This window comes from Arthrobacter sorbitolis, assembly GCF_054510995.1.
Window position 1 is genome coordinate 35,274 of the sequence record NZ_JBTNDM010000013.1, and the last position, 24,768, is coordinate 60,041.

Below are 24,768 nucleotides of genomic sequence, written 5' to 3' on the forward strand. Positions count from 1 at the left end.
GGGTTCGGGCGCGGCGGTCGAGCGGCTCGTCGAGGTGGTGGACCTCCTCCGCAGGCACTGCCCCTGGACGGCCGCGCTCGAGCCCGCGGCGTTGCTCGAGTACCTCGTGGAGGAGACGTACGAGCTCTACGAGGCCGTCGACGACGTCGTCCGCTCGGAGGGCCCGTCCCCGGCGCTCCTGGACGAACTCCGGGGCGAGCTCGGCGACGTCCTGTTCCAGGTGGTCCTCCATGCGCAGCTCCAGGCCGAGGAGGGGGCGTTCGGGTTCGCCGACGTGGCGGACGGGCTGACGGCGAAGCTCGTCCGGCGCAACCCGCACGTGTTCACTCCCGACGGTGCGCTGCGCGGGAGCTTCCCGGCGACGGTCGAGGAGATCGTCGCGACCTGGCAGGCCGTCAAGCAGCAGGAACGGCCGGCGCGCACCTCGCCCTTCGACGGCATCCCGCACTCCCTGCCCGCGCTCGCCCTCGCGGCGAAGACCCTCCGGCGGGCGGGGGAGCCCGCCGGCACGGCGACGGACGGGACTGCGGACGGGACTGCGGACGGGACTGCGGACGAGGAGCAGCTCGGCCGCGACCTGCTGGCCCTGACCCGGCGCGCCCTCGCGGCGGGGATCGACCCGGAGCGTGCCCTCCGCCGCGCCGTGCTGGACTACCGGCGCGACGCCGCGGGCGGTCCCTGAACCGTCCCCTGCCCCCCGGGGCCGGTGATCCAGCCCACGCCCGGACGCGCGTGAACTAGGCTGGGAGCAACACCTCCGTTGCTCTGACAAAGACGTCCCAACACGATGTGAATACCTACACTCCAACGAAGAGGAGCAAATCCATGGCCATCATCGATGCCATCCACGCGAGGGAAATCCTCGATTCCCGCGGGAACCCGACGGTCGAGGTCGAGGTACTGCTCGACGACGACACCTTCGGCCGCGCGGCCGTCCCCTCCGGCGCCTCCACGGGTGCGTTCGAGGCCAACGAGCGCCGCGACGGCGACAAGGACCGCTACCTCGGCAAGGGCGTCCTGCAGGCCGTCGAGGCCGTCATCGAGCAGATCCAGCCGGCCCTGCTCGGGTTCGACGCCGCCGACCAGCGCGCCATCGACCAGGCGATGATCGACCTGGACGGCACCGAGAACAAGTCCAACCTGGGCGCCAACGCGATGCTCGGTGTCTCCCTCGCCATCGCCCGCGCAGCCGCCGAGTCCTCGGCCCTGCCGCTCTACCGCTACCTGGGCGGCCCGAACGCGCACGTGCTGCCCGTCCCCCTCATGAACATCCTCAACGGGGGCTCGCACGCCGACTCCGACGTCGACATCCAGGAGTTCATGATCGTGCCGCTCGGCGCGCAGTCCTACTCCGAGGGCCTCCGCTGGGGCGTCGAGGTCTACCACGAGCTCAAGTCCGTGCTGAAGGAGAAGGGCCTCGCCACCGGCCTCGGCGACGAGGGCGGTTTCGCCCCGAACCTGCCGTCCAACCGCGACGCGCTGGACCTCATCACCACCGCCGTCGAGCGCGCCGGGTACACGCCCGGGACGGACATCGCGTTCGCCCTCGACGTCGCCGCCTCCGAGTTCTACAAGGACGGCGCCTACCAGTTCGAGGGGAGGTCCCTCAGCACGCAGGAGATGAGCGCCTACTTCGAGGAGCTCGTCCGCGACTACCCGCTGGTCTCCATCGAGGACCCCCTCGACGAGGACGACTGGGAGGGCTGGAAGCACCTCACCGAGTCGATCGGCGACAAGGTGCAGATCGTGGGCGACGACCTGTTCGTCACCAACCCCACGCGCCTCGCGAAGGGCATCTCGACCCGGACGGCGAACTCGCTGCTCGTCAAGGTCAACCAGATCGGCACCCTGACCGAGACGCTCGACGCCATCTCGATGGCCCAGCGCGCGGGCTACACGACGATCACCTCGCACCGCTCCGGCGAGACCGAGGACACCACCATCGCCGACATCTGCGTGGCCACCAACGCCGGCCAGATCAAGACCGGCGCGCCCGCCCGCAGCGAGCGCGTGGCGAAGTACAACCAGCTGCTGCGCATCGAGGAGGAGCTCGACGACGCCGCACGCTACGCCGGCCGCAGCGCCTTCCCGCGTTTCACGGCGTAGTTGATCGGCAGTTGATCAGGAGGGCGGCTACCCTCGTTAAACGGGCCCCGCGAGGGACCCGACGCGACAACACGCGAAAGCGTTGACGAGGAGCTCCATGACTGCCCGCCGCCCTAACGTGCCGCGAGCCGGCCGTCCGACGCCTGCGGCGGAGGAACGGCCGGCCCCCGGACCGGCCAAGGGCCCGACCCCCGACCACGGCAGGGGAGCCGGCCACGCGCCGGCTCCGTCGCGGTCCGGTTCGACCCCGTCCCCGGCCCGCGCCGGCGGGGCAGCCCCGCGGAAGCCCTCCGCACCGCGGGCCGCCGGTCCCTCCGCCACGAAGGACCCACGCACCGCCGGGACCCACCGGCCCGACGCGTCCCGGCCCACCGCCGCGTCCTCCCCGTCGGAGGCACGCGCCGCCGAGCGGTCCCAGCTGGCGGGGAGCATCCGCCGGGGACGGCTCGGCTCGAAACGCGCCGAGTCCCCGATCCAGCCGGCCGAGGAAGCCACCCCCATCCCGGCGAAGACCTTCTCCGGGCGGCTGCTGGCCCTCGCCGTCGTCCTCGTGGCGGTGATCGTGCTCCTCGCGCCGTCGGTCAGCCGGTACCTGCAGCAGCAGGGCGAGCTCGACGCGCTGCGCGCGGACATCGCCCGCCAGCAGCAGGAACAGGCGGACTACCAGTCCGAACTGGCGCGCTGGGACGACCCGGCCTTCGTCAAGCAGCAGGCACGCGAGCGCATCTTCCTGGTGATGCCGGGGGAGACCCGCTACCTGGTGAAGGGCGGGGAGGGCATCGAGGACGGCACCGGCGAGGGCTCGGCCGCCGAACCCGCGGACCTGCCCTGGGTCGACTCCCTCTGGAGCTCGGTCGTGCGCGCGGCAACGGATTGAGCGAACAGCGGCCGGCAGCCGGCAGGGCGCCCGCCGTGACCAGGACACCCGGAGAGGTGTCCCAGGAAGGAACAGCGTGACCCAGCAGGACCAGCACGACCATCCCCGGCACCCGGGAGCCGACCCGAGGACCCCGAGCGAGCGGGACCTCGACGTCCTCAGCCGGCAGCTGAACCGTCCCGTCCGCGACGTCGTGGAGATCGGGGCCCGCTGCGTCTGCGGGAACCCGCTCGTCGCCACGACCGCCCCGCGGCTGTCCAACGGCATCCCCTTCCCCACCACGTACTACCTCAGCCACCCCGTCGTCACGTCCGCGGTGTCCCGCCTCGAGGCCGAGGGGGTCATGACCGAGATGACCGACCGGCTCGCTGACGACCCGGCCCTGGCCGGCCGTTACCGCGCGGCACACGAGGCCTACCTCGCCGCACGTGCCGCGGTCGGGGAGCGCGCGGGGACGGGCGACGTCCCCGAGATCGCCGGCGTGTCGGCCGGCGGGATGCCGACGCGCGTCAAATGCCTCCACGTCCTCGTGGGGCACTCCCTCGCCGCGGGTCCCGGCGTCAATCCGCTGGGTGACGAGGCGATCGCGCGGATAGCCACGTGGTGGACGCCCGACCGCTGCTCCTGCGAGGGGGCGTGGGACACCACGGGCCAGGCACCCTCCGCCGATCTCAGCAGGCACACCCGGACGCAGGGCCTCAGCGCCGAGGAGCTCGACGCCAAGCGCGCGGCCCGCCGCGACGCCGCCCACGCACCACCGACCGCGGACGGACCCGCCGGCGCCGCCGGCCCGCGCCGCTCCGTACCCATCGAGGAGACCTGATGCGCACAGCTGCCATCGACTGCGGCACCAACTCCATCCGCCTCCTGATCGCCGACAGCGAGGACGGCGCCCTGACCGACGTCGTCCGGCTCATGCGCGTCGTGCGCCTCGGCGAGGGCGTCGACGCGACAGGGCGCCTGTCCGAGGCGGCGCTCGCACGCACCTTCACCGCGGCGGAGGAGTACGCGGCACTCATCGAGGCGCACGGCAATCCGCCCCTGCGGTTCGTCGCGACCTCCGCCTCGCGCGACGCCGAGAACCGCCAGGACTTCGTCGACGGCATCCGGGCGCGCCTCGGCGTGGAGCCCGAGGTCGTCTCCGGGGACGAGGAGGCGCGCCTCTCCTTCGACGGGGCCGTGAGCGTCCTCGCGACCGCCGTGGACGAGACCGTCCTCGTGGTCGACGTCGGCGGCGGCAGCACCGAGTTCGTCGCGGGCACGACGGCGGGGCTGATCGCGGCCCGCAGCACCGACATGGGCTGCGTCCGCTACACCGAGCGCTTCCTCCGGGACGATCCGCCCACCGACGCCCAGATCACGGCGATGACGGCGGAGGTGGGGCGCCTCATCGACGAGGCCGCGGCCGAGGTCCCCCTCGACCGCATCACGAAGATCGTGGGCGTCGCGGGCAGCGTCACGACCGTGACGGCCCACGCCCTCGACCTGCCCGGCTACCGGCCCGAGAGCATCCACGGCGCCGAGCTCCCCATCGCCGCGATCTCGGCCGCGGCCACGGACCTCCTGCACCTGCCCCGCGCCGCCCGGGCCGCGCTGCCCTACATGCACCCCGGGCGCGTCGACGTGATCGGCGCGGGCGCCCTGATCTGGGCGTCCGTCGTCGAGCGCGTCGCCGCGGTCACGGACGGACGCGTCACGACGGCGCTCGCCAGCGAGCACGACATCCTGGACGGGATCGCGCTGAGCGTCGCGGACCGGGTCGGCTGAGCTGATGCGCAGTCGAGCGCGCCGGTCGGTCCGGGCCGGGGTGGGGTTCGCCGTCGCCCTCGCCGTCCTGCTGCCCGGGGCGGTGCCCGCAGCCGCGGACGAGGTCCGCGACAAGGAGTACTGGCTCGAGGACTACGGGATCACCGAGGCCTGGAAGAGCACGCAGGGCGAGGGCGTCACCGTGGCGGTCATCGACAGCGGGATCGACGGGACCCACCCCGACCTCGTCGGGGCCGTCGTCGGCGGCACCGATGCCTCCGGCGCCGGCGACCCCGGCGGGCAGCGCGGCATCGGGGAGGTCGCCGGCCACGGCACCCTCGTGGGCACGCTCCTCGCCGGGCGCGGACACACCGACGCCGAACCGGCCCCCGCCCCCTCCGCGGCGCGCAGCGGCAGGGCGACGCCCCCCGCGAGCCCGCCCGCCGACCCGGGAGACGGGCCCCTCGGCCAGTACGGCGAGGGTCCCGACGGCATCGTCGGCGTCGCACCGAAGGCCGACCTGCTCGCCGTCTCCGTCTTCATCGAGGGCCAGAACAGCGGCCCCAACCCGGCGGGCGTCTCGGTCGACCAGCAGGTGCCCGACGCCGTCCGCTGGGCGGTCGACAACGGCGCGGAGGTCATCAACATGTCGCTCGGCAGCACCAGCACCGCCTGGCCGGAGAGCTGGGACGACGCCTTCCTGTACGCGGAGGAGAACGACGTCGTCGTCGTCGCGGCGGCGGGCAACCGCGCCGGCGGCCTGACGCAGGTCGGCGCCCCCGCGACCATCCCCGGCGTCCTGGCCGTCGCCGGGCTGGACCGGTCCGGGGTCGCCAGCGCGGAGGCCTCCAGCGAGGGCATCAGCATCGCCGTCGCCGCGCCGTCCGAGAACCTCGTCGGCGGGCTCCCCGGCGGTTTCTACGCCGACTGGTCCGGCACGTCCGGCGCCGCGCCCCTCGTGTCGGGCGTGGCCGCCCTGATCCGCGCGCGGTACCCCGAGCTCTCGGCGGCGCAGGTCGTGAACCGGATCGTCGGGACGGCCCGGGACGCCGGGACCCCCGGCTTCGACACGCTCTACGGCTACGGGATCCTCGACGTCGCCGCCGCCGTGGGCAAGGACGTGGCCGTCCCGGCGGAGAACCGGCTCGGCAGCATGGCCGAATGGATCGAGCTCTACCGGCGGGGAGGGCAGACGCCCGCCCCCGCACCGTCGGCCCCCGCCGAACCACCCGCGGAGGTCATCCCGCCGCCGGCGGCCCCGCAGGCCGAGGACCCCCTCACCTCCGTGCACAACCTCCCCGCGTTCGTGGTGCTCGGTTTCGGCGGCCTCCTGCTCGCGATGCTGCTGGGCGGAGCCGCGCACGTGGCACGTGTGCACCGGCGTGCCGGGGCGCCCGCGGACCTCTCCACGGACCCTTCCGGAACCCCCGTCCGGGACCCTGCCCGGGACGCCGCGGCCCGCCCCTCGGAGGGCCCGGCCTCCCCGCCGGGGGCCTGAACGAGCGGGGTCGCCGGCGGGTTCCGGGATGCCTCCCGAGCTAGTGAAGATTTTCACAAAGTCCGGTAACATCGTGGGCATGGCATCGAACCCACACTTCTCCGACCGCCCGCGCATCCTCGTCGTCGGCGGCGGCTACGTCGGCCTGTACGTCGCGCACCGGCTGCAGAAACAGGTCAAGGACCACGGCGGCATCGTCACGCTGGTCGACCCCCTGCCCTACATGACCTACCAGCCCTTCCTCCCCGAGGTGGCCGCCGGCAGCATCGAGCCGCGCCACGCGATCGTGTCCCACCGCAAGCACCTCCGCAAGACGGAGCTGATCTCGGGCAAGGTCACCTCGATCGACCACGCCGGCCGCACGGCCACCATCGAGCCCACGGGCGGTGGCGAGTCCTTCGAGCTCGGCTACACCGACGTCGTCGTCGCCGCCGGCTCCATCACCCGCACCTTCCCGATCGACGGCCTCAAGGACCAGGGCATCGGCCTGAAGACCATCGAGGAGGCCGTCGCGCTGCGCGACAGGATGCTCGAGCGCATCGAGACCGGCTCCGTCATGCCCGAGGGCCCCGAACGCGACCGCGCGCTGACCTTCGTCGTCGTCGGCGGCGGATTCGCCGGCATCGAGGCCATCACCGAGATGGAGGACGCCGCCCGCGACGCCGTGAAGGCCAACGGCCGCCTCAGCCGCTCCGACCTCCGCTTCGTCCTCGTCGAGGCCATGGGCCGCATCATGCCCGAGGTCACCGCCGAGCAGGCCGAGTGGGTCGTGGAGCACCTCCGCTCCCGCGAGATCGAGGTCCTGCTGAACACCTCGCTCTCCAGCGCGAAGGACGGCACCCTCAAGCTCATCAACATGCCGGACAAGAGCGCGGCCGACGAGTTCGAGACCGACACGCTCCTGTGGACCGCAGGGGTCCAGGCGAACCCGGTCGTGCGGTCCACCGACTTCCCCGTCGACGAGCGCGGCCGGGTCCGCGCCACCCCCGAGCTCCGCATCACGGGCGACGACGGACCCGTCCGGCACGCCTGGACCGCCGGCGACGTCGCGGCCGTGCCCGACCTCACCGGCGGGGGAGTGGGAGGCTTCTGCGTCCCCAACGCCCAGCACGCCGTCCGCCAGGCGAAGCTCCTGGCCGCCAACATCCTCGCCGAGAACTACGGCGTGGGTGAGGTCAAGGAATACCGCCACACCAACCTCGGAGCCGTCGCCGGCTTCGGCCAGTTCAAGGGTGTCGCGAACATCATGGGCTTCGGCATGAAGGGCTTCCCGGCCTGGCTGGCGCATCGCGGCTACCACGGCTTCGCGATGCCCATGTACGAGCGCAAGGCCCGCGTCATCGTCAACTGGAGCATGAGCTTCCTGTTCGGCCGCGACCTCGCTCCGCTGTCCGACCTGCAGACCCCGCAGCGCCAGTTCCGCGAAGCGGCCACCCCGCCGCCGAAGAAGGACACGGCCCTGCAGAGCGCACCGCCGACGCCGGCCGGACAGGCCTCGGGGGCCAAGGCGTCCGCCTGACACCAGGAACCGCAGAAGCGACGACGGCGACCCCCCGGGGTCGCCGTCGTCCTGCATCTCCCCGCCGGACGGCGGCCCGGCCGCGGTAGGCTGATCCGGCGGAACCGCCCCAGTAGCCCAATGGCAGAGGCAGCAGACTTAAAATCTGTTCAGTCAGGGTTCGAGTCCCTGCTGGGGCACGGGCGGCCGGACACGGGCCGGAATACTCAGGGAGCTGTGCAGCGCCCGGTGTCAAGGGTCCGACGGGATCCCTGTGACGAGCGTTACAAGGATGTAACCCGATTCCCTTATCTCAGACACAAATTTGGATTAGCTTTTCCTACAGGCCAGGAATACCTGGCGACAGCATCAAAGGCAGTAAGAGCCTTTCGGTCGAGGAGACTAATTCATGACTGCAACACGCAACTCGGTGCGTTTCGGCATCGGGGAGAGTGCCCCGCGAGCGGCCAAGGTCGCGGCCCTGGGTCTGGGCATCGCGCTCTTCGCCTCCGGCTGCGGCGGCGGCGGTTCCACCGGTTCCGAGGCCGAAGGCGGCGACGCCGAGACCAGCGCCGCAGCGGCGACGTCCGCGCTGGCGTGCCCGGAGAGCGAAGGGGGCGCAGGTGAGGAGCAGGGCGAGAAGGGTGACCCCGCCGCCGTGCCCGCCAGCAAGACCACCAGCCCCGAACCGCTCAAGCTCGGCTCCATCCTGCCGACGACCGGAACCCTCGCGTTCCTCGGCCCGCCGGAGATCGCGGGCGTCAACCTCGCCGTCAACGAGGTCAACGAGGCCGGAGGCGTCCTCGGCCAGGACATCTCGATCACGCACCGCGACTCGGGCGACACCACCACCGACATCGCCACCCAGTCCGTGACGGACCTGCTGTCCCAGAACGTCAGCGCGATCGTCGGCGCCGCGTCCTCGGGCGTCTCCAAGACCGTCATCAACCAGATCACCGGCGCCGGCGTGGTGCAGTTCTCGCCCGCCAACACGTCGCCGGAGTTCACCGACTGGGACGACAAGGGACTGTACTTCCGCACCGCACCGTCCGACGTCCTCCAGGGCCGTACGCTCGGCAACTACATCATGGAGTGCGGCGCCCAGACCGTCGGCATGATCACGCTGAACGACTCCTACGGCACCGGCCTGCAGGGCAACATCCAGGAGACCGTCGAGGGTGCGGGCGGCCAGGTCGTCGCGAACGAGATGTTCAACACCGGCGACTCGCAGTTCTCCAGCCAGGTGGACGCGATCGCCGCGGCGAAGCCCGACGCGATCGTGCTGATCAGCTTCGACGAGGCCAAGAGCATCGTCCCGCTGCTCGTCGCGAAGGGCCTCGAGGCCAGCTCGATCTTCATGGTCGACGGCAACACCTCCGACTACAGCAAGGACCTGGATCCGGGTACGCTCGAGGGGGCGCAGGGCACCATCCCCGGCCCCTTCACCGGTACCGGGTTCCAGGAAGCCCTCGCCACCGTCGATCCCGCGCTGACCAGCTACGCCTACGCCGGTGAGAGCTACGACGCCGTGAACCTCATCTCGCTCGCCTCCGAGGCCGCGGGAAGCGTCGAGGGTACCGCGATCGCCGCGCAGCTCGAGTCGGTGTCGAAGGACGGCACCAAGTGCTTCGACTTCGCCGGCTGCGTGACCCTGCTCCGCAACGGTGAGGACATCGACTACGACGGCATCTCCGGTCCCGTCTCCTTCGACGAGAAGGGCGATCCCACCGAGGCCGCCATCGGCATCTACAAGTACGACGCCGACAACAAGCCCCAGCCGAGCCGTTCCGAGGTCGGCAAGCTCTAGGGCCGCTGCCGGCCATTCCGGCCGGCGGTGAGCACGTCCCGGGCGAGCACTCCAGCACGAGGCCCCGGCCGCCCCTCCTCGAGAGGGAGCGACCGGGGCCTCGTGCTGTCTCGGGGAGAACCGGGTCGGGGAGAGCCGCGGTCCGTCAGGAGTCGCCCGGCGCGCGCCTGGCGAGGGCGTAGGAGGGCTCGCGCACCCTCCGTGCCCAGTCGTAGGTCCCGGCGCCCGCGAGGGGGTGGAGGACGGCGTCGAACCGCAGGTCCTTCTCCTCGCCGGTCGGGTCGAGGCGCAGCGTGAGGGTGCCGAAGTGTTGCCAGCGGCCGCGCGGCGTGGCGAAGTACAGCCCGAGCTGCCACGGCGCGTCGCCGAGGGTGCGGGCGAAGCCGCGGAGGGACGAGGGGAGCCCCGTAGGACGCAGCGTCCGCGCGGCGAGGAGCACCGGTCCGGACTCGCCGCGGTACGGCATCATGGTGCCCAGCGGCGCGCGCGAGACGCCGAGCCTCGGCACCAGCACGAACCGGCCGGGGAAGGACCAGCCGGTCGAGGACAGCAGGACGTCGGAGAACGTCGACGGGGCGGGCCCGCCAGCGGCATGGTGGAGGCGCAGGGCGAGCCCGACGACGTCGGGCAGCCCGTCCGGGGTCCCCGCGGACCGTGAGATCCGCGCCGTGACCGCACCCTCGCCCGGCCGGTCGATCCACGGGATGCCGCTGGTGAGGCCGTGGTCGTGCACCACGGCGGTCCCTGCCAGCCTCAGGCCCCGCGAGTGGATCGGGCGGTGCCGGCGCACGCGCTTGATGCCGCGGAACACGACCTCGAAGCCCGTGCCGATCGCGCTGCTGGCCAGTCCTGCCATGGGGCGTCCCTCCTCGCGGTCCGCCGTCCGGCGTCCCTCCTGCCAACGTAGCGGCCCGGACGCACGGATGGGCGGACCCGTTGCCGGCCCCGCCCATCCCTTGCGCTCCGCGCCCCGACTACTCCCGGGTCACTCCCGGGTCACTCCCGGCTCAGTCCTGCTGCCTCACGCGGTGTCCGCGAGCGTGCCGAGGTAGAGCTGGATGACCTTCGGGTCCTTCATCAGTTCGCGGCCCGTCCCCGTGTAGGCGTCCTTGCCCTGGTCGAGAACGTAGGCGCGATCGCAGATCTGCAGGCAGCGGCGGGCGTTCTGCTCCACCATGATCACCGAGACGCCGGCCCGGTTGATCTCGTGGACGCGCAGGAACGTCTCGTCCTGCTTGACGGGGGAGAGGCCCGCCGACGGTTCGTCGAGCAGCAGCACGGCGGGGTCCATCATGAGGGCCCGGCCCATGGCGACCATCTGCCGCTCGCCGCCGGAGAGCGAACCGGCGCGCTGCGCCTTCCGCTTGCCCAGTTCGGGGAACAGGCTCGCGACGAAGTCGAAGCGCTCCTTGAAGTCCTTGGGCCGCTGGTACATGCCCATCTGGAGGTTCTCCTCGATGGTCAGCGTGCTGAAGACGTTGTTGTTCTGCGGCACGAACCCGACGCCCCGGCTGACCAGCTTGTTGGCCTTCAGCCCCGTGAGGTCCTGCCCGCGCACCACGACGGTTCCCGAGTGGACCTTCACCAGACCGAACATCGCCTTCAGGAGCGTCGACTTGCCCGCCCCGTTCGGGCCGATGATCCCGATGAGCTCGCCACGGCGCGCCTCGATGCTGCACCCGTTGAGGATGTTCACCCCCGGGAGGTAACCGGCGACGAGATCGGTGACCTTGACGACGGAGTCGCCCTCGAATTCATCCATTACTTCGTCTCCTCATCCTTGTGTGCGGCACCGGCGGCGTGCGTTCCGCCGACCTCCGTGACGCCGTGCCCGAGGATCCCCTCGTTCTCGGTGCCGACCACCGACTCCTCGTCGTTGGCCAGTTCCTCCTCGAGGCGTTCGATGCCCGTGGAGTCGCCGAGGTCCACGTCGTGGTGGGCCCCCAGGTAGGCGTCGATGACGGCCTGGTCCTTCATGACGATGTCCGGCGGGCCCTCCGCGACGACCTTGCCCTCGGCCATGACCACGACCCAGTCCGCGATGTGCCGGACCATGTGCATGTCGTGCTCCACGAACAGGACGGTCATGCCCTCGGCCTTGAGGTTCTTGATGTGGTCGAGGAGCGACTGCGTCAGCGCCGGGTTGACGCCGGCCATCGGTTCGTCGAGCATCACGAGCCGGGGCCGCACCATGAGCGCGCGCGCCATCTCGAGGAGTTTGCGCTGGCCGCCGGAGAGCGAGGCCGCGTAGTCGTCCCGCTTGGTGTCGAGCTTGAACTTCGTCAGCAGCACCTCGGCCTGCTCGGTGATCTCACGCTCGCGGCCACCCCAGATGCCCTTGAACAGGGCCCGGGCGAGGCTCTCGCCCGGCTGGTCCGTGGCACCCAGGCGCATGTTCTCCATGACGGTGAGCTTGCCCATGACCTTGGTCAGCTGGAACGTGCGGACCATGCCCATGCGGGCCACCTTGTGCGAGGCGACCTTGGCGAGGGGCTTGCCGTCGAACTCCCAGTCGCCGCTGTTCGGGGTGTCGAACCCGGTCAGCAGGTTGAACAGGGTCGTCTTCCCGGCGCCGTTGGGGCCGATCAGCGCGGTGATCTTGTGCCGGGGGATCTCGAGGTGCTCGACGTCGACGGCGTTGATGCCGCCGAAGCTGCGCGTCACGTTCTTGGCGATCACGATGGGATCCCGCTTCGGGCACCCCGGGCCCGCCTCGCCCGTGGTGATGGGCTCGGAGTCCGTCATGTGGTCGTGCCCTGCGGGCACCGCGGCCGCTGCCGGCGCTGCCGGCGCGGCGGATGCGACCGGCGCGGCGGCCGGCCCGGTGGACCGGGCGGACGCGGTGGACGCGGTGGACGCGTCGCCGACGGCGTGCGCGCCGCCCGCCCGTCCGTCGTCGCCCGGTGTCGCGGCGGCGTCGGGATTGCTGTTGCTGTGGCTGCCGGTCATGCGAACGCCAACTCCTTCTTGTTACCCAGGACGCCCTGCGGCCTGAAGACCATGAGCAGCATCAGTGCCACACCCACGAGGATGTAGCGGAGCTGACCCGCCTGTGAGTTGGACAGGAACGTGATGGCGCCGACCTCGATCGCGCCGTACAGCAGCCCCTGCGTCAACGAGAGCACCACCCAGAAGATCATCGCGCCGATGACCGGTCCGAGGACGGTGGCCATGCCTCCGAGGAGGAGGCAGGTGTAGAGGAAGAACGTCAGCTCCGTCGCGTAGTTCGCCGGCTGCACGGCCCCGCGGGGCAGGGTGAAGATGATGCCCGCGAGCGACCCGAGGACACCGCCGATCACGAGGGCCTGCATCTTGTAGGCGTAGACGTTCTTGCCGAGGGAGCGCACGGCGTTCTCGTCCTCGCGGATGCCCTTCAGCACGCGGCCCCAGGGGCTGCGCATGAGGAGCCAGACCACGAGGCAGGCGATGATGACGACGCTCCAGCCGACGATGCGGATCCAGAAGTCGCGCTCGTTCATCCCGAGCGGGCCGATGTTGTAGGTGCCGGGAGGGAACGGGTTGAGGCCGTAGAAGCCGCCCTCGAACGCCGCGAGTCCGTTGGCGGAGCCCGTGACGTCGGTGAGGCCGTTGGTGGTCACGATGTAGCGGATGATCTCGGCGGCCGCGATGGTCACGATGGCGAGGTAGTCCGCCCGGAGCCGCAGCGTGGGTATGCCGAGCACGATCGCGAAGACCACCGAGGCCAGCAGTGCGACGAGGACCGCCACGGGCAGCGGTGCGTTGAAGCTGAGGGTGGAGATGGCGTACCCGTAGGCGCCGACGGCCATGAACCCGGCCTGGCCGAAGTTCAGGAGGCCGGAGTAGCCGAAGTGGACGGCGAGGCCGAGCGCGGCGAGCGCGTAGGCCGCCGTGGTCGGGCTGATCAGTTCGCCGAAGGCGTTGACGAGGATGTTTCCGAAGTCCATGGGGAGCCCCTAACCTATGCGCTCTCGGCGGCCGAGGATACCCTGCGGCCGGAACAGGAGCACGAGAATCATGATCAGCAGCGCTCCCACGTATTTGAGGTCTGCCTCGAGCCAGATCGTGGAGATCTCCACGAACAGCCCGACGATGATGGAACCGACGAGCGCGCCGAAGACGGTGCCCAGTCCGCCGAGGGTGACGCCGGCGAAGATGAGCAGCAGGATCTGCTGGCCCATGTTGTAGGACACGCCCGGCCGGTAGTAGGCCCAGAGGATGCCGCCGAGGGCCGCGAGCATGCCGCCGATGACCCACACGATGCGGATGACGCGGTCCACGTCGATGCCCGAGGCCGCCGCGAGGGCGGGGTTGTCCGCGACCGCGCGGGTGGCCTTGCCGATGCGCGTACGCAGGAGCAGGAACGCGACCACGAGGATGATCACGAGGCTCACGATGAGCGACGTCAGATTGTTGCGGGAGATGGACACCGACCCGAGGTCGATGATCTCGCTCTGGGAGCCCGGCAGCTGCTGCGTGGCCCCACCGAAGAAGAACTGGATGATGTACCGCAGGGCGAGGGCGAGGCCGATGCTCACGATCATCATGGGCACCAGGCCCGTGCCGCGCCGTCGGAGGGGCTTCCAGAGCCCGGCGTCCTGCACGTAGCCGAGGAGCCCGCCGCCGACGACCGCGAGGACGATAGCGACGCCGATCGGGAGGCCCGCCCCCGCGAAGGCGAACGCCAGGACGGCGCCCAGGGTCACCATCTCGCCGTGGGCGAAGTTGGTGAGGCCCGTGGTGCCGAAGATCAGGGAGAGCCCGACGGCGCTGAGGGCGAGGAGGAGTCCGAAGCTGAATCCGGCCAGGGCACGTTCGGCGAGGGTCTCCAGGAACGAGGTCTGCTGCGTGACGATGCCTTCGCCGAACAGGAACAGCGTCGTGGCGCTGGAGGTGTTCGCGAAGGTGACCTGACGGGGGTTCTCCTGCCCCTCGGCGAGGGCGATGCCCTCGGGGAGGGTGTCCTCGTCGATGGCCACCTCGTAGGTGCCCTGCTCGGGCACGCCGATGCTCCAGGCGCCGTTGGGGCCGGAGGTGGCTTCGCCTTCGAAGCCGTTGCCCGTCGCGGTGACCGTGACGTCGGCGATGGGACCGTCGGCCCCGCGCAGGACACCGCCGATCCGGTTGTCGAATTCTGAGGCCTGGATGGTCCCGGCGGTCCGGGCCTGCAGCACGGTGCTGTGCTGTGCCGGATCGGGGAGCTCGGGGGACGCCTGCGCCGCGGGGGCGCCGAGCAGCACGATGCTCAGGAAGCCGAGCACCAGGAGCAGCGACCTCCTGATCCGTGCAGGCGTCGATAGGGTGATCAAGATGGGAACCTCCACGGTGGGGGCAGGCCCGGCGGCGGGCGCCGGGATCAAGAGTTGTGACGAGTGTCACGGACGTGGGGATCATGTTACTAGCGGCATGTTTCGGCTTTCCGCAAAAGCATCCCGCCAAGGTAGCGATTCGGTAACGAATGTTTTACCAAGGGGCCTTTCCAGTTGAAATTCCGCGTCCGGTAGGCCCTGTGGTGTACAGGCCGTCCGGGAACGAAACCCGGCCGGGACCGTTGGGATTGATAGGGTTGGACGAACACTCAGCCCCCTAATGGAGGACGAACTCACAATGGCACTTGGCGGCAATCCGGTATTCAACGGGAAGAACTTCCGTTCCGCTACCCGCGGCAACGAGACCGCGGGCTTCGGGACGATGACCTACGGCGGCACGGCCGTCGCGAACCAGCAGCAGCTGGAGCACATGTACAACCAGCCGTCGGCCGGGCCCGCGCAGACCGGCCGCATGACCTTCGACGACGTCATCGTCAAGACGCTCCTGTGCCTCGGTGTCGTGCTCGTCGGGGCGGCCGTCCCGGCGTTCCTCCTGCCGGGCCTCGCCCTCCCCCTCATGGTGGTCGGCGCACTGGGCGGCTTCGTGCTCGGCCTCGTCAACTCCTTCAAGCGCGAGCCGTCGCCCGCGCTGATCCTCGCCTACGCGGGACTCGAGGGCCTGTTCCTCGGCGGCATCACGATGTACCTGGAGGCCATGTTCCCGGGCATCGCCGTGCAGGCCGTCCTCGGGACGCTGGTCGTCTTCGGCGTGACCCTCGCGCTCTTCAAGAGCGGCAAGGTCCGCGCGACCCCGAAGGCCATGAAGTTCTTCATGATCGCCATGATCAGCTACGCGGCCTTCTCGCTGCTGAACCTCGGCCTCATGGTCTTCGGCGTGAACGACGACCCCTGGGGACTGCGCGGGGCCGACTTCCTCGGCACGGGCATCCCCTTCGGTGTCGTCATCGGCATCCTGGCCATCGGCCTCGCCGCGTTCTCGCTGATCATCGACTTCACGTCGATCAGCGACGGCGTCCGCCACGGCGCTCCGCAGAAGTACTCGTGGACCGCCGCGTTCGGGCTCACCGTCACGCTGGTCTGGCTCTACGTCGAGATCCTCCGCATCATCGCGATCATCCGCGGCAGCGACTAGCAGCGACTAGCAGCGACTAGCAGCAACCAGCACCGGCATCACCGGGCCCCGCCCGGTGTCCGAACAGGAGAGGCCCGCAACCGTCCGGTTGCGGGCCTCTCCTGTCGTCGCGTCCGGTCAGGCGATGCGTGCCGCTCCCGCGCCGGGCAGGACGCTGAAGACGACCGGCGCGCGGAAGCCCGCGGCAGCGAAGGCCCTCTCGACGGCCGACCGGATGGCGGGGACGTCGCCGACCCGCGCGAGGGCGATCGCCGCGCCGCCGAAGCCGCCGCCCGTCATGCGGGCGCCGAGGGCGCCCGCGTCGAGCGCGGCGTCCACGGCGGCGTCCAGTTCCGCGCAGGAGATCTCGAAGTCGTCGCGCATCGAGGCGTGGCTGGCCACGAGCAGCGGGCCGAGGTCCGCCGGCCCCGTGCTGGTCAGCACCTTCACCGCGTCCTGGACCCGTGCGTTCTCGGTGACGATGTGCCGCACGCGCCGGAAGGTCTCCTCGTCGAGTACGCCCGCGGCCTCCGCGAGGTCCTCGACCGAGAGGTCCCGGAGGGCCGGCACGGCCATCAGCTCCGCACCCAGTTCGCACGAGCGTCGTCGGGCCGCGTACCCGCCGGTGGAATGCGAGTGGCTGACCCGCGTGTCGATGACCATGAGTTCGAGCCCGGCACCCTCGAGGTCGAGGGGGACGAGCCGGGAGTCCCCGGAGCGGCAGTCGAGGAAGACGGCGTGGCCCACTTCGCCGAGGAGGGACGCGGACTGGTCCATGATGCCCGTCGGGGCGCCCACCATCCGGTTCTCGGCGAGCTGCCCGATCGCCGCGAGTTCGCGGCGCGAGACGCCGGCCTCCGAGAGGTCGTTCGCGGCGACGGCCACGGAGCACTCGAGCGCGGCAGAGGAGGAGAGGCCGGCGCCGACGGGCACCGAGGAGTCGACGAGGAGGTCCATGCCGGGGCAGCGGTAGCCCGACTGCTCCAGGGCCCACAGGACGCCGAGCGGATACGCCGCCCACCCGTCGACGGCACCCTCCTCGAGCGTGTCGAGGTCGGCGGTCACGGGGGCGTCGTCGGGCGCGAAGGTGGACGCCACCCGGACGATCCGGTCCGGCCGGACGGCGGCCGCGACCGTCGTCGAGTGCTTGATGGCGAAGGGCAGCACGAAGCCGTCGTTGTAGTCGGTGTGCTCGCCGATCACGTTGACGCGCCCCGGAGCAGACCAGAGGCCGTCCGGTTCGGTGCCGAAGCGCTCGGCGAAGGCCGCCGCGAGGTCGAGGGGTGTGGAGTTCATGCCTGGTCCTTAGGTGCTGGAGCGGGAGTCGCGTTGCGGAGTGCTTCAGCGACCTTCTCCGGGGTGGTGTCGTTGATGAAGGCGCCCATCGCGGCCTCGGAGCCCGCGAGGAACTTGAGCTTGTCCGCGGCGCGGCGGGGCGAGGTCAGCTGGAGGTGGAGGTAGCTCGCGGGCCTCAGCAGGTCGTCGATCGGGGCCTGCTGCCAGGCCGCGATGTACGGGGTAGGGGTCGGGTAGAGGGCGTCGAGCCGGCCGAGGAGTTCGAGGTAGACCGTGGTCAGCTCGTCGCGCTCCTCACCCGTGAGGCCCGTGATGTCGGCGACCTGGCGGTGGGGGACCAGGTGCACCTCGAGCGGCCACCGGGCCGCGAACGGCACGAAGGCACTGAGGTGCTCTCCCTCGATCACCATGCGGTCCCCGGACGCGCGCTCGGAGGCGAGTGCGGAGCCCATGAGGGTGCGCGTGCCGCCGGACGCCTCGAAGAACTCCGACGCCCTGGCCGCGAGCGTCGCGGCGCGCGGCGGGATGAACGGGTAGGCGTAGATCTGCCCGTGCGGGTGGAGCAGGGTCACGCCGATGTCCGCCCCGCGGTTCTCGAAGCAGAACACCTGCTTGATGCCGGGCATCGCCGACAGCGCCTCGGTGCGCTGGGCCCAGGCGTCGATGACGGTCCTGGCACGCTCGGGGGTGAGCGAGCCGAAGGAGCCCTCGTGCGCCGAGTCGAAGGCGACCACCTCGCATCGTCCGAATGCCGTCGCCGTCGTACCCCACTCCGGGGCCGCCGGGAGCTCGCCGAGGTCGGGTCCGAAGGACGAGAAGCGGTTCTCGAAGACGACGACCTCGTAGTCGGTGGGGATCTCCGAGAGGTTCGCGGGGGTCGTGGGGCAGAGGGGGCACTGGTCCGCGGGCGGGAGGTGCGTCCTCGACTGCCGGTGGGCGGCGACGGCGATCCACTCGCCGGTCAGGGCGTCGTAGCGTGCGGTGCCCGCCGGTCCCCGTGCGGGCAGGCCGCGCGTGTCGGATGTCGCCGCGGCGTCCCGGTGCAGCGCGGCGCTCTCCTCCCGTGCGTCGAAGTAGATCAGCTCGCGCCCGTCGGACAGGCGGGTGGGGGTGATGAGGGTCATGGTCGCTCTTCCAGGTGGGGGTCGGGGACGGGGTCGCAGAGGATGCGGGTGCGGGCCGCGTAGTCGTCGCCCGGCTGCCGGTCGGTGACGAGGGCGGCGGCGGCGTCGAGGGGGGAGACGCGGGCGAGGCTCACGACGCCGATCTTGGTGGCGTCGGCGAGGACGACGAGCTGCCCGCAGGTCCGGGCGAACGCCTGGTTCGTCTCGGCCTCCGCGAGGTTGGGGGTGGTGATGCCGGCGTCGGCGTCCACGCCGTGCGCCCCCATGAAGCACAGGTCGGCACGCAGTGACGCGATGGCGCCGGTGGCCAGGGGGCCGACGAGGGCCTTCGACGGCGTGAGCTGGCCGCCCGAGAGCAGGACCTGCGGTGCGGCGTCGCGCGGCGATGCGGCGCGCAGCCGGTGCAGTTCGTCGGCCAGCGGGAGGGAGTTGGTGATGACGGTCAGCCCCTCGATGCCGGGGAGGAGGGGTGCCAGCGCATAGGTGGTCGTGCCGCCCGTGATCGACACCGTCATGCCGGGTGCCAGAAGGGAGACGGCGGCGGCCGCGATCCTGCGTTTCGCCTCGCCGCCCCGCGTCCGGTTCGCGTCGAAGCCGGCCTCGACCGAGCTGAGGCTGCCGGGGCGGACCGCGCCGCCGTGCACCCGGACGAGCGCGCCCCGGGCCTCGAGGATGTCGATGTCGCGGCGGACCGTCATCTCGGAGACCCCCAGGGACACCGCGAGGCCGCTCACGCGGACCGCGGGCTGGCGGGTCAGGCGGTCGAGGATCGCCGCATGGCGTTCTGCTGCGAGCATGGTCCTCCTGTCAGCGGATGGCCGGAGTATTCGAACGAGTCCGCACCAAAACGAACAAAACCTATCATATGCCTCGGCGCCATCCGTCGGGCCCTGGATGGCGGGTTCCCGGCCGGCGGTAGCATCGCAGCATGACTTCGGAGACCCGACCGGCAAGCGGCACCAACTACACGCTGAGGGCCGGCTCCGCGACCGCCGTCGTGGCGAGCCTCGCGGCCGCCCTGAGGTCCTACGAGTACGGCGGCGTCGAGCTGACCGAGACCTGGGGCGACGCCGACATCCCCGCGGGCGGCGGCGGCATCCTGCTCGCCCCCTGGCCCAACCGGGTGGCCGACGGGCGCTGGACGCTGCACGGCGAGGAGCAGCGCCTCGACATCACGGAGCCGTCGAAGGGCAACGCGATCCACGGGCTCCTCCGGAACACCGGCTACCGGGCCGTGGCGATCGGGGACTCCCGCGTGGTCCTCGATGCCGAGATCTTCCCGCAGCACGGGTATCCCTTCCACCTGGTGCACCGGGCGACGTACGAGCTCACGGAGAAGCAGCTCACCGTGACCCAGGAGCTCTCGAACCTCTCGGCGGATCCCGCGCCCTTCGCGCTCGGCGCGCACCCCTACCTGAAGATCTCCGACGTCCCCACCGAGGAGCTGACCCTGACCCTCCTGGCGGACGAGGTGTTCGAGGCGGACGACCGGTCGATCCCGACCGGCCGGGCCGCCGTCTCGGGGCAGCACGACCTGCGGGACGGCCGGAGGATCGGCGACATCCGGTTCGACTCCGCCTTCACGGGCCTCGCCCTCGTGGACGGCCGCCACGAGCACGTGCTCTCGGCGCCGGACGGCCGCCGGGTGACCCTCTGGGCCGACGCGGCGTTCGCGTACGCCCACGTGTACATCAGCACGATCTACCCCGGGGTCAGCAGGGCCGTGGCGATCGAGCCGATGACGGCCCCCGCCGATGCCTTCAACTCGGGGGAGGGCCTGCAGTGGCTGGCGCCGGGTGCTTCCTTCTCGGCGAGGTGGGGCATCCTGCCCCGTCTCGGATAGCGGGCGCCCGGGCCTTCTATGGAAAGATTGGCCCATGCAGCGTCTCCCCGGAGCGAAACCTCAGCGCGCCATCCAGCGCGTCGTGAGCCGCGGCGCCGCCGCCCTGCCCGAACCGCTGCCCCCGCACCCCGTCGGCCTGCGTCCGCCGGGCGGCACCGGCGGCGCAGCCGGGCGCGGGGACGCCACGGAGGACCGCTCGGACGTCCCCCTCGCCCTGCGGATCGCCGCGTCCTGGTCCTGGCGGCTGGGGCTCGTCCTCGCCATCAGCGGTGTGCTGATCTACCTGCTGAGCCGTATCTCCCTCCTCGTCATCCCGCTCATGATCGCCGGCCTGGTGGCCGCGCTGCTCATGCCGCTCACGAAGGCCCTGCGGCGCCGGAAGGTCCCCAACGGGCTCGCCGTCGCAATCACGCTCGTGGGCTTCTTCGGCGTCATCACGGGGGCGCTGCTGCTCGTCGGCCGTCAGCTCGCCCTCGGGGTGACCAGCCTCGGAGGTGAGGCGCAGGACGGTGTGCAGAAGGTGCTGGACTGGCTGTCGCAGGGTCCCCTGCAGCTCACGACGTCGCAGATCGACCAGTACCTCAGGGACATCGGCAACGCCGTGCAGAACAACAGTGCCTCGATCCTCAGCGGGGCGCTCTCCTTCGGCACGACGGCCGGTCACGTGGCCGCCGGCACCCTCCTCACGGTGTTCGCCCTGATCTTCTTCCTCCTCGACGGCGGCCGCATCTGGCGCTTCCTCGTGGGCCTCACCCCGCCCCGGGCACGCGCGGCGGTCGACGGCGCGGGGCGGCGCGGCTGGACGTCCATGGCCAGCTACGTCCGGGTGCAGATGCTCGTCGCCGCCGTCGACGCCGTCGGGATCGGCGTCGGGGCGGCCATCATCGGTGTGCCGCTCGCGCTGCCGCTCGGCGTGCTCGTGTTCCTCGGATCCTTCATCCCCATCGTCGGGGCCCTCGCCACGGGCTCCGTGGCCGTCCTGCTGGCGCTCGTCGCCAACGGGTGGGTCAATGCCCTCGTGATGCTCGCGATCGTCCTCGTGGTCCAGCAGGTGGAGGGGCACATCCTCCAGCCGCTCATCATGGGACCGGCCGTCGCCCTCCACCCCCTCGCGGTCGTCCTCGCGGTCGCGGGCGGGACACTGCTCGCCGGGATCCCGGGTGCGCTCTTCTCGGTCCCGCTCCTCGCGGTCCTCAACACCTCCGTGCGCTACATCGCGCAGCGGGCGTGGGAGTACGACCCGGTCGTGGCGCGGGAGGGCTGGCCCGGAACGAGGGTCATTAGCGGGCCGGCGACGGCGGAGCAGGACTCCGCGTCGCCGGCCAGCACCCCGGGACCTCCCGCCGCCGCGTCGGCGCCAGCCCTCCACAGAGAGACCTCCCAGTGACCGAGCAGACCGTCGTGACCCCTTCCACCCCGAGCGCGAGCGTGACGCCGGACCCGAGCACGCCGCCGGCGCCCGACTTCCCGGACGGCGCCCCCCTCCCCGTGACCCTCGCCGACATCGAGGCCGCCCACCGGACCCTCGAGGGCGTGATCGCCCGCACCCCGATCGAGCAGTCGCGGGCCCTCGGCCGCCTCACCGGCTCACCCGTGTCCTTCAAGTGCGAGAACCTGCAGCGCGCCGGGTCCTTCAAGGTCCGCGGCGCGTACAACCGCATGGCGAAGCTCAGCGAAGCCGAGCGCGCCCGCGGCGTGGTCGCCGCGTCCGCCGGGAACCACGCGCAGGGCGTCGCCGTCGCCGCGGCCCGCCTCGGCATCGCGGCCCGCATCTACATGCCCCTCGGCGTGGCCCTGCCGAAGCTCGCGGCCACGCGCGGCCACGGCGCCGAGGTGGTGCTCCACGGCCACAACGTGGACGAGGCGCTCGCCGAGGCCCGGAAGTACGCCGACGAGACCGGCGCGGTGTTCGTCCACCCGTTCGACAACGTGGACGTCGTCGCCGGCCAGGGGACGCTCGGCCTCGAGATCCTCGAGCAGGTGCCCGACGTCGACACGATCCTCATGGGCGTGGGTGGAGGCGGCCTCCTCGCCGGCGTGGCCGTCGCGGTCAAGGCACGCGCCAAGGAACTCGGGCGCACCATCCGCATCATCGGGGTCCAGGCGGAGAACGCCGCCGCCTACCCGCCGTCCCTGGCCGCCGACGCCCTCGTACCCCTGACGAAGGTCTCCACCATCGCGGACGGCATCGCCGTCGGACGCCCCGGCCAGCTGCCGTTCTCGATCATCCGCGAACTCGTCGACGACGTCGTGACCGTCAGCGAGGACTCCCTCGCCCGCGCGCTCATCTTCCTCCTGGAACGTTCGAAGATGGTGGTGGAACCGGCCGGCGCCGTGGGCGTCGCGGCCCTGCTCGACGGGAAATTGACGGAGAACGGGGCGCAGCCCGGCAACACCGTGGTCGTGCTCTCGGGCGGCAACATCGACCCGATGCTCATGCTGAAGGTCATCCAGCGCGGACTCGCCGCGGCCGGCCGCTTCCTCGTGGTCCGCATGCTGCTCGACGACCGGCCGGGCTCGCTCGCGACCATCTCGCGGATCATCGCCGAGTCCGACGCCAACGTGACCGGCGTCGACCACACGCGCGTGGGAGGGTCCATCAGCATGGGCGACGTCGCGATCACCATCAACATGGAGACCAAGGGCGACGAGCACTGCGAGCAGGTCCTCAGCAACCTGCGCGCCGAGGGCTTCCAGCCGGTCGTCATCAGGGGCTGAGGATGTCACCCGTGACGCCGCTCGCGCACAGGGCCCAGGCGGGCCTCGTCACCGTGGGCGGCCTCGTGGCCGTGATGTGGGCGGTGTTCGTGCTGAACCTGCTGCTGGGGGACCTCCTCGTGCGGACCCTCGGGATCGCACCCCGCCGCCTCGACGGGCTGGACGGCGTGCTGTTCGCGCCGCTCCTCCACGGAGGCGTGGAGCACCTCGCCGGCAACAGCCTGCCCCTGCTCGTCCTGGGCTTCCTCGCGTTCCTCGAGGGCGCGCGGCGCTTCGTGGTGGCCGTCGGCACCAGCTGGCTCGCGTCCGGCCTGGGGACCTGGCTCCTCGGCGGCGGGCTCACGATCGGCGCCTCCGGGGTGGTGTTCGGCCTCTTCGCCTACCTGATCACCCGCGGGTTCTACAACCGCGACTGGAGGCAGATCCTCCTCGCCGTCGTCCTGTTCGCCGTCTACGGGTCCCTCCTGTGGGGGATCCTGCCGCAACTCGGTTCGGGCATCTCCTGGCAGGCCCACCTCTTCGGGGCGCTCGGCGGCGTCCTGGCCGCCCACCTGCTCAAACGGAAGCGGCCCGCCCCCGGAGGGGCGGACCGCGTCTAGCCGGGCGGGAGGACGCCGTCAGCTCACGTACGGGGTGGCCGAGAGGATCTCGACGGTGATCTGCTTGCCGTTGGGGGCGGAGTAGGTGACGACGTCGCCCGCCTTCTTGCCCTGGATCGCTGCACCGAGGGGGGACTTCTCGCTGTACACGTCGACGTTCGCGTCACCGGCCACCTCGCGGCTGCCGAGCAGGAAGTTCTCGACGTCGCCGGCGATCTTCGCGGACACCATCTTGCCCGGCTCGACGACGCCGTCGTCCGGTGCGGCCTCGCCGACGTGCGCGTTCTCGAGGAGGTGGGTGAGCTGCCGGATCCGGGCCTCGGCCTTCCCCTGCTCCTCCTTCGCGGCGTGGTAGCCGCCGTTCTCCTTGAGGTCACCCTCGGAACGGGCCTGCTCGATGCGGGCGACGATCTCCGTACGGCCGGGACCGGAGAGGTGCTCGAGCTCGGTCTTGAGTCGGTCGTAGGACTCCTGCGTGAGCCAGGCGACAGGGGCGCTGTTAGTGGACACGGGACTACTCCTTCGGTACGGCCGCCACCGCGGACGGAGGGGCTTGTGGGCGAGCGGACGGGGGCTGAGACACCACCGGCGGCAAGCAAACACCCCGCCTCGTGGGACCGGGAGACCGGTACGCCGGTGAAGCGGGGCGCTGTGTATCCCCCCAGTCTAGAGGGGCCGGGGCCAGAACCCAAGAGAGCCTCCGGGGGAGGCGGTCAGTCCTCGGCGATCCAGCACGCGTTGACGCCGCCCGAGACGCCGGGGGAGTCGGTGCGGACGTCGGTGCGGTGCGCCGTCGTCGAACCGTCGTTCACGCCGTCCTCGGCGCTGTTCGGGCCGATGGTGACGACCGTCCAGCCGACCACGGCGTAGTTCTCGCTGAGCACCTGCACGGCGCACTGCGCCGTGACGGAGCGGTCCTTCGTCACCTCGAAGTCCACGCTCGCGCGGCCGTCCGACAGGAGGGAGAAACCGACGTCCTTCGACGAGACGTCCGGGCTGCCGGAGGTCAGGGCCACGGAGGCGACCGCCGCCACGGCGGCGAGGAGCACCGCGACGACCAGCATCCGCGCACGGCCCATCCGCTTCCCGGGCTTTGGGGTCCCGTAGCGATTGGCTACTCTTGAGGGCGTATGGGCGGAGCTCACCGTCCCATTTTACCGTCAGCTTTTCTGCCAGCCTTACTGTCAGCTTTCCCCGTCCGCGCCGCCGGCCCCTCGAGGCCGCCGTCCCGCAGAG

General features: G+C 71.4%; 23 protein-coding genes and 1 tRNA gene. 14 read left to right on the top strand and 10 right to left on the bottom strand.

Annotated elements, in window-relative coordinates:
• Positions 1-37 precede the first annotated feature (37 nt).
• From ACX80K_RS15980 to ACX80K_RS16020, 9 genes are all read left to right on the top strand, one after another.
• Positions 38-682 (top strand): MazG nucleotide pyrophosphohydrolase domain-containing protein, encoded by a 645-nt coding sequence (locus tag ACX80K_RS15980; protein ID WP_459272882.1) that lies wholly within the window; start codon positions 38-40, stop codon positions 680-682.
• A 143-nt stretch (positions 683-825) separates the two neighbouring features.
• Positions 826-2,106 carry a phosphopyruvate hydratase gene (eno, locus tag ACX80K_RS15985; RefSeq protein ID WP_459272883.1) on the top strand — a complete coding sequence of 427 codons (1,281 nt, stop codon included), beginning with the start codon at positions 826-828 and terminating at the stop codon, positions 2,104-2,106.
• Between the two features lie 97 nt (positions 2,107-2,203).
• Entirely contained in the window at positions 2,204-2,983 is a 780-nt protein-coding gene (locus ACX80K_RS15990) for an FtsB family cell division protein (RefSeq protein WP_459272884.1), read from the top strand.
• A 76-nt stretch (positions 2,984-3,059) separates the two neighbouring features.
• Positions 3,060-3,806, top strand: coding sequence for a DUF501 domain-containing protein (locus ACX80K_RS15995; protein WP_459272885.1), 747 nt, complete (start codon positions 3,060-3,062; stop codon positions 3,804-3,806).
• Positions 3,803-4,750: a Ppx/GppA phosphatase family protein gene (locus tag ACX80K_RS16000; protein ID WP_459272910.1), complete on the top strand. Its 948-nt coding sequence runs from the start codon at positions 3,803-3,805 to the stop codon at positions 4,748-4,750. Before ACX80K_RS15995 ends, ACX80K_RS16000 begins: the two co-directional genes overlap by 4 nt.
• Before the next feature lie 4 nt (positions 4,751-4,754).
• The gene (locus ACX80K_RS16005) at positions 4,755-6,227 is read left to right on the top strand and encodes a S8 family serine peptidase (protein ID WP_459272886.1); all 1,473 of its coding nucleotides are present in this window, start codon (positions 4,755-4,757) and stop codon (positions 6,225-6,227) included.
• Positions 6,228-6,306: 79 nt separating this feature from the next.
• Positions 6,307-7,746 carry an NAD(P)/FAD-dependent oxidoreductase gene (locus ACX80K_RS16010; RefSeq protein ID WP_459272887.1) on the top strand — a complete coding sequence of 480 codons (1,440 nt, stop codon included), beginning with the start codon at positions 6,307-6,309 and terminating at the stop codon, positions 7,744-7,746.
• Positions 7,747-7,852: 106 nt separating this feature from the next.
• A tRNA-Leu gene (locus tag ACX80K_RS16015) sits at positions 7,853-7,925 on the top strand.
• Between the two features lie 209 nt (positions 7,926-8,134).
• Positions 8,135-9,532 (top strand): ABC transporter substrate-binding protein, encoded by a 1,398-nt coding sequence (locus ACX80K_RS16020; protein ID WP_459272888.1) that lies wholly within the window; start codon positions 8,135-8,137, stop codon positions 9,530-9,532.
• Between the two features lie 145 nt (positions 9,533-9,677).
• Here ACX80K_RS16020 and ACX80K_RS16025 read toward each other — a convergent pair whose 3' ends face one another.
• From ACX80K_RS16025 to ACX80K_RS16045, 5 genes are all read right to left on the bottom strand, one after another.
• Positions 9,678-10,388: a hypothetical protein gene (locus ACX80K_RS16025; RefSeq protein WP_459272889.1), complete on the bottom strand. Its 711-nt coding sequence runs from the start codon at positions 10,386-10,388 to the stop codon at positions 9,678-9,680.
• 165 nt (positions 10,389-10,553) lie between these two features.
• Positions 10,554-11,294: an ABC transporter ATP-binding protein gene (locus ACX80K_RS16030; RefSeq protein WP_459272890.1), complete on the bottom strand. Its 741-nt coding sequence runs from the start codon at positions 11,292-11,294 to the stop codon at positions 10,554-10,556.
• Positions 11,294-12,277 carry an ABC transporter ATP-binding protein gene (locus ACX80K_RS16035; protein ID WP_459272911.1) on the bottom strand — a complete coding sequence of 328 codons (984 nt, stop codon included), beginning with the start codon at positions 12,275-12,277 and terminating at the stop codon, positions 11,294-11,296. The genes ACX80K_RS16030 and ACX80K_RS16035 overlap by 1 nt, the downstream gene beginning before the upstream one ends.
• A gap of 200 nt (positions 12,278-12,477) precedes the next feature.
• A complete protein-coding gene (locus ACX80K_RS16040; RefSeq protein WP_459272891.1) occupies positions 12,478-13,458 on the bottom strand; it encodes a branched-chain amino acid ABC transporter permease in 981 nt (326 codons plus the stop codon).
• Between the two features lie 9 nt (positions 13,459-13,467).
• Positions 13,468-14,820: a branched-chain amino acid ABC transporter permease gene (locus ACX80K_RS16045; protein ID WP_459272892.1), complete on the bottom strand. Its 1,353-nt coding sequence runs from the start codon at positions 14,818-14,820 to the stop codon at positions 13,468-13,470.
• Between the two features lie 298 nt (positions 14,821-15,118).
• Between ACX80K_RS16045 and ACX80K_RS16050 the strand changes: the two genes are divergently transcribed.
• Entirely contained in the window at positions 15,119-15,973 is an 855-nt protein-coding gene (locus tag ACX80K_RS16050) for a Bax inhibitor-1/YccA family protein (protein ID WP_459272893.1), read from the top strand.
• A 117-nt stretch (positions 15,974-16,090) separates the two neighbouring features.
• Here the strand turns inward: ACX80K_RS16050 and galK are convergent, their stop codons facing one another.
• From galK to ACX80K_RS16065, 3 genes are read right to left on the bottom strand one after another with little or no spacing between them, the layout of a single operon-like run.
• The gene (galK, locus tag ACX80K_RS16055) at positions 16,091-17,248 is read right to left on the bottom strand and encodes a galactokinase (protein ID WP_459272894.1); all 1,158 of its coding nucleotides are present in this window, start codon (positions 17,246-17,248) and stop codon (positions 16,091-16,093) included.
• Positions 17,245-18,372, bottom strand: coding sequence for a galactose-1-phosphate uridylyltransferase (gene galT / locus ACX80K_RS16060; RefSeq protein ID WP_459272895.1), 1,128 nt, complete (start codon positions 18,370-18,372; stop codon positions 17,245-17,247). The genes galK and galT overlap by 4 nt, the downstream gene beginning before the upstream one ends.
• A complete protein-coding gene (locus ACX80K_RS16065) occupies positions 18,369-19,169 on the bottom strand; it encodes a DeoR/GlpR family DNA-binding transcription regulator (RefSeq protein WP_459272896.1) in 801 nt (266 codons plus the stop codon). Before ACX80K_RS16065 ends, galT begins: the two co-directional genes overlap by 4 nt.
• A gap of 131 nt (positions 19,170-19,300) precedes the next feature.
• Between ACX80K_RS16065 and ACX80K_RS16070 the strand changes: the two genes are divergently transcribed.
• Genes ACX80K_RS16070 through ACX80K_RS16085 form a run of 4 tightly spaced genes read left to right on the top strand, consistent with a single transcriptional unit; the run spans position 19,301 to position 23,532 of the window.
• The gene (locus tag ACX80K_RS16070; RefSeq protein WP_459272897.1) at positions 19,301-20,215 is read left to right on the top strand and encodes an aldose 1-epimerase family protein; all 915 of its coding nucleotides are present in this window, start codon (positions 19,301-19,303) and stop codon (positions 20,213-20,215) included.
• Between the two features lie 34 nt (positions 20,216-20,249).
• Complete coding sequence (locus ACX80K_RS16075; protein WP_459272898.1) at positions 20,250-21,602, top strand: AI-2E family transporter; 1,353 nt, start codon at positions 20,250-20,252, stop codon at positions 21,600-21,602.
• Between the two features lie 41 nt (positions 21,603-21,643).
• Positions 21,644-22,933, top strand: coding sequence for a threonine ammonia-lyase (ilvA, locus tag ACX80K_RS16080; RefSeq protein ID WP_459272912.1), 1,290 nt, complete (start codon positions 21,644-21,646; stop codon positions 22,931-22,933).
• A 2-nt stretch (positions 22,934-22,935) separates the two neighbouring features.
• Positions 22,936-23,532 carry a rhomboid family intramembrane serine protease gene (locus ACX80K_RS16085; RefSeq protein ID WP_459272899.1) on the top strand — a complete coding sequence of 199 codons (597 nt, stop codon included), beginning with the start codon at positions 22,936-22,938 and terminating at the stop codon, positions 23,530-23,532.
• Between the two features lie 18 nt (positions 23,533-23,550).
• Here the strand turns inward: ACX80K_RS16085 and greA are convergent, their stop codons facing one another.
• Both greA and ACX80K_RS16095 read right to left on the bottom strand, forming a co-directional pair.
• Entirely contained in the window at positions 23,551-24,042 is a 492-nt protein-coding gene (gene greA / locus ACX80K_RS16090) for a transcription elongation factor GreA (RefSeq protein WP_104180134.1), read from the bottom strand.
• A 203-nt stretch (positions 24,043-24,245) separates the two neighbouring features.
• Positions 24,246-24,677, bottom strand: a complete 432-nt coding sequence (locus ACX80K_RS16095; protein WP_459272900.1) for a DUF4307 domain-containing protein — start codon at positions 24,675-24,677, stop codon at positions 24,246-24,248.
• Between the last annotated feature and the right edge of the window lie 91 nt (positions 24,678-24,768).

Bases quoted from the DNA above. Each gene is read 5' to 3' on its own strand.
- ACX80K_RS16040 (WP_459272891.1), bottom strand. From the start codon at position 13,458: ATGGACTTCGGAAACATCCTCGTCAACGCCTTCGGCGAACTGATCAGC.
- ACX80K_RS16020 (WP_459272888.1), top strand. From the start codon at position 8,135: ATGACTGCAACACGCAACTCGGTGCGTTTCGGCATCGGGGAGAGTGCC.
- ACX80K_RS16070 (WP_459272897.1), top strand. From the start codon at position 19,301: ATGACTTCGGAGACCCGACCGGCAAGCGGCACCAACTACACGCTGAGG.
- ACX80K_RS16025 (WP_459272889.1), bottom strand. From the start codon at position 10,388: ATGGCAGGACTGGCCAGCAGCGCGATCGGCACGGGCTTCGAGGTCGTG.
- ACX80K_RS16075 (WP_459272898.1), top strand. From the start codon at position 20,250: ATGCAGCGTCTCCCCGGAGCGAAACCTCAGCGCGCCATCCAGCGCGTC.
- ACX80K_RS16030 (WP_459272890.1), bottom strand. From the start codon at position 11,294: ATGGATGAATTCGAGGGCGACTCCGTCGTCAAGGTCACCGATCTCGTC.
- ACX80K_RS16035 (WP_459272911.1), bottom strand. From the start codon at position 12,277: ATGACGGACTCCGAGCCCATCACCACGGGCGAGGCGGGCCCGGGGTGC.
- ACX80K_RS16050 (WP_459272893.1), top strand. From the start codon at position 15,119: ATGGCACTTGGCGGCAATCCGGTATTCAACGGGAAGAACTTCCGTTCC.
- galT (WP_459272895.1), bottom strand. From the start codon at position 18,372: ATGACCCTCATCACCCCCACCCGCCTGTCCGACGGGCGCGAGCTGATC.
- ACX80K_RS16065 (WP_459272896.1), bottom strand. From the start codon at position 19,169: ATGCTCGCAGCAGAACGCCATGCGGCGATCCTCGACCGCCTGACCCGC.
- ACX80K_RS16010 (WP_459272887.1), top strand. From the start codon at position 6,307: ATGGCATCGAACCCACACTTCTCCGACCGCCCGCGCATCCTCGTCGTC.
- ACX80K_RS16085 (WP_459272899.1), top strand. From the start codon at position 22,936: ATGTCACCCGTGACGCCGCTCGCGCACAGGGCCCAGGCGGGCCTCGTC.
- ACX80K_RS16005 (WP_459272886.1), top strand. From the start codon at position 4,755: ATGCGCAGTCGAGCGCGCCGGTCGGTCCGGGCCGGGGTGGGGTTCGCC.
- galK (WP_459272894.1), bottom strand. From the start codon at position 17,248: ATGAACTCCACACCCCTCGACCTCGCGGCGGCCTTCGCCGAGCGCTTC.
- ACX80K_RS15990 (WP_459272884.1), top strand. From the start codon at position 2,204: ATGACTGCCCGCCGCCCTAACGTGCCGCGAGCCGGCCGTCCGACGCCT.
- eno (WP_459272883.1), top strand. From the start codon at position 826: ATGGCCATCATCGATGCCATCCACGCGAGGGAAATCCTCGATTCCCGC.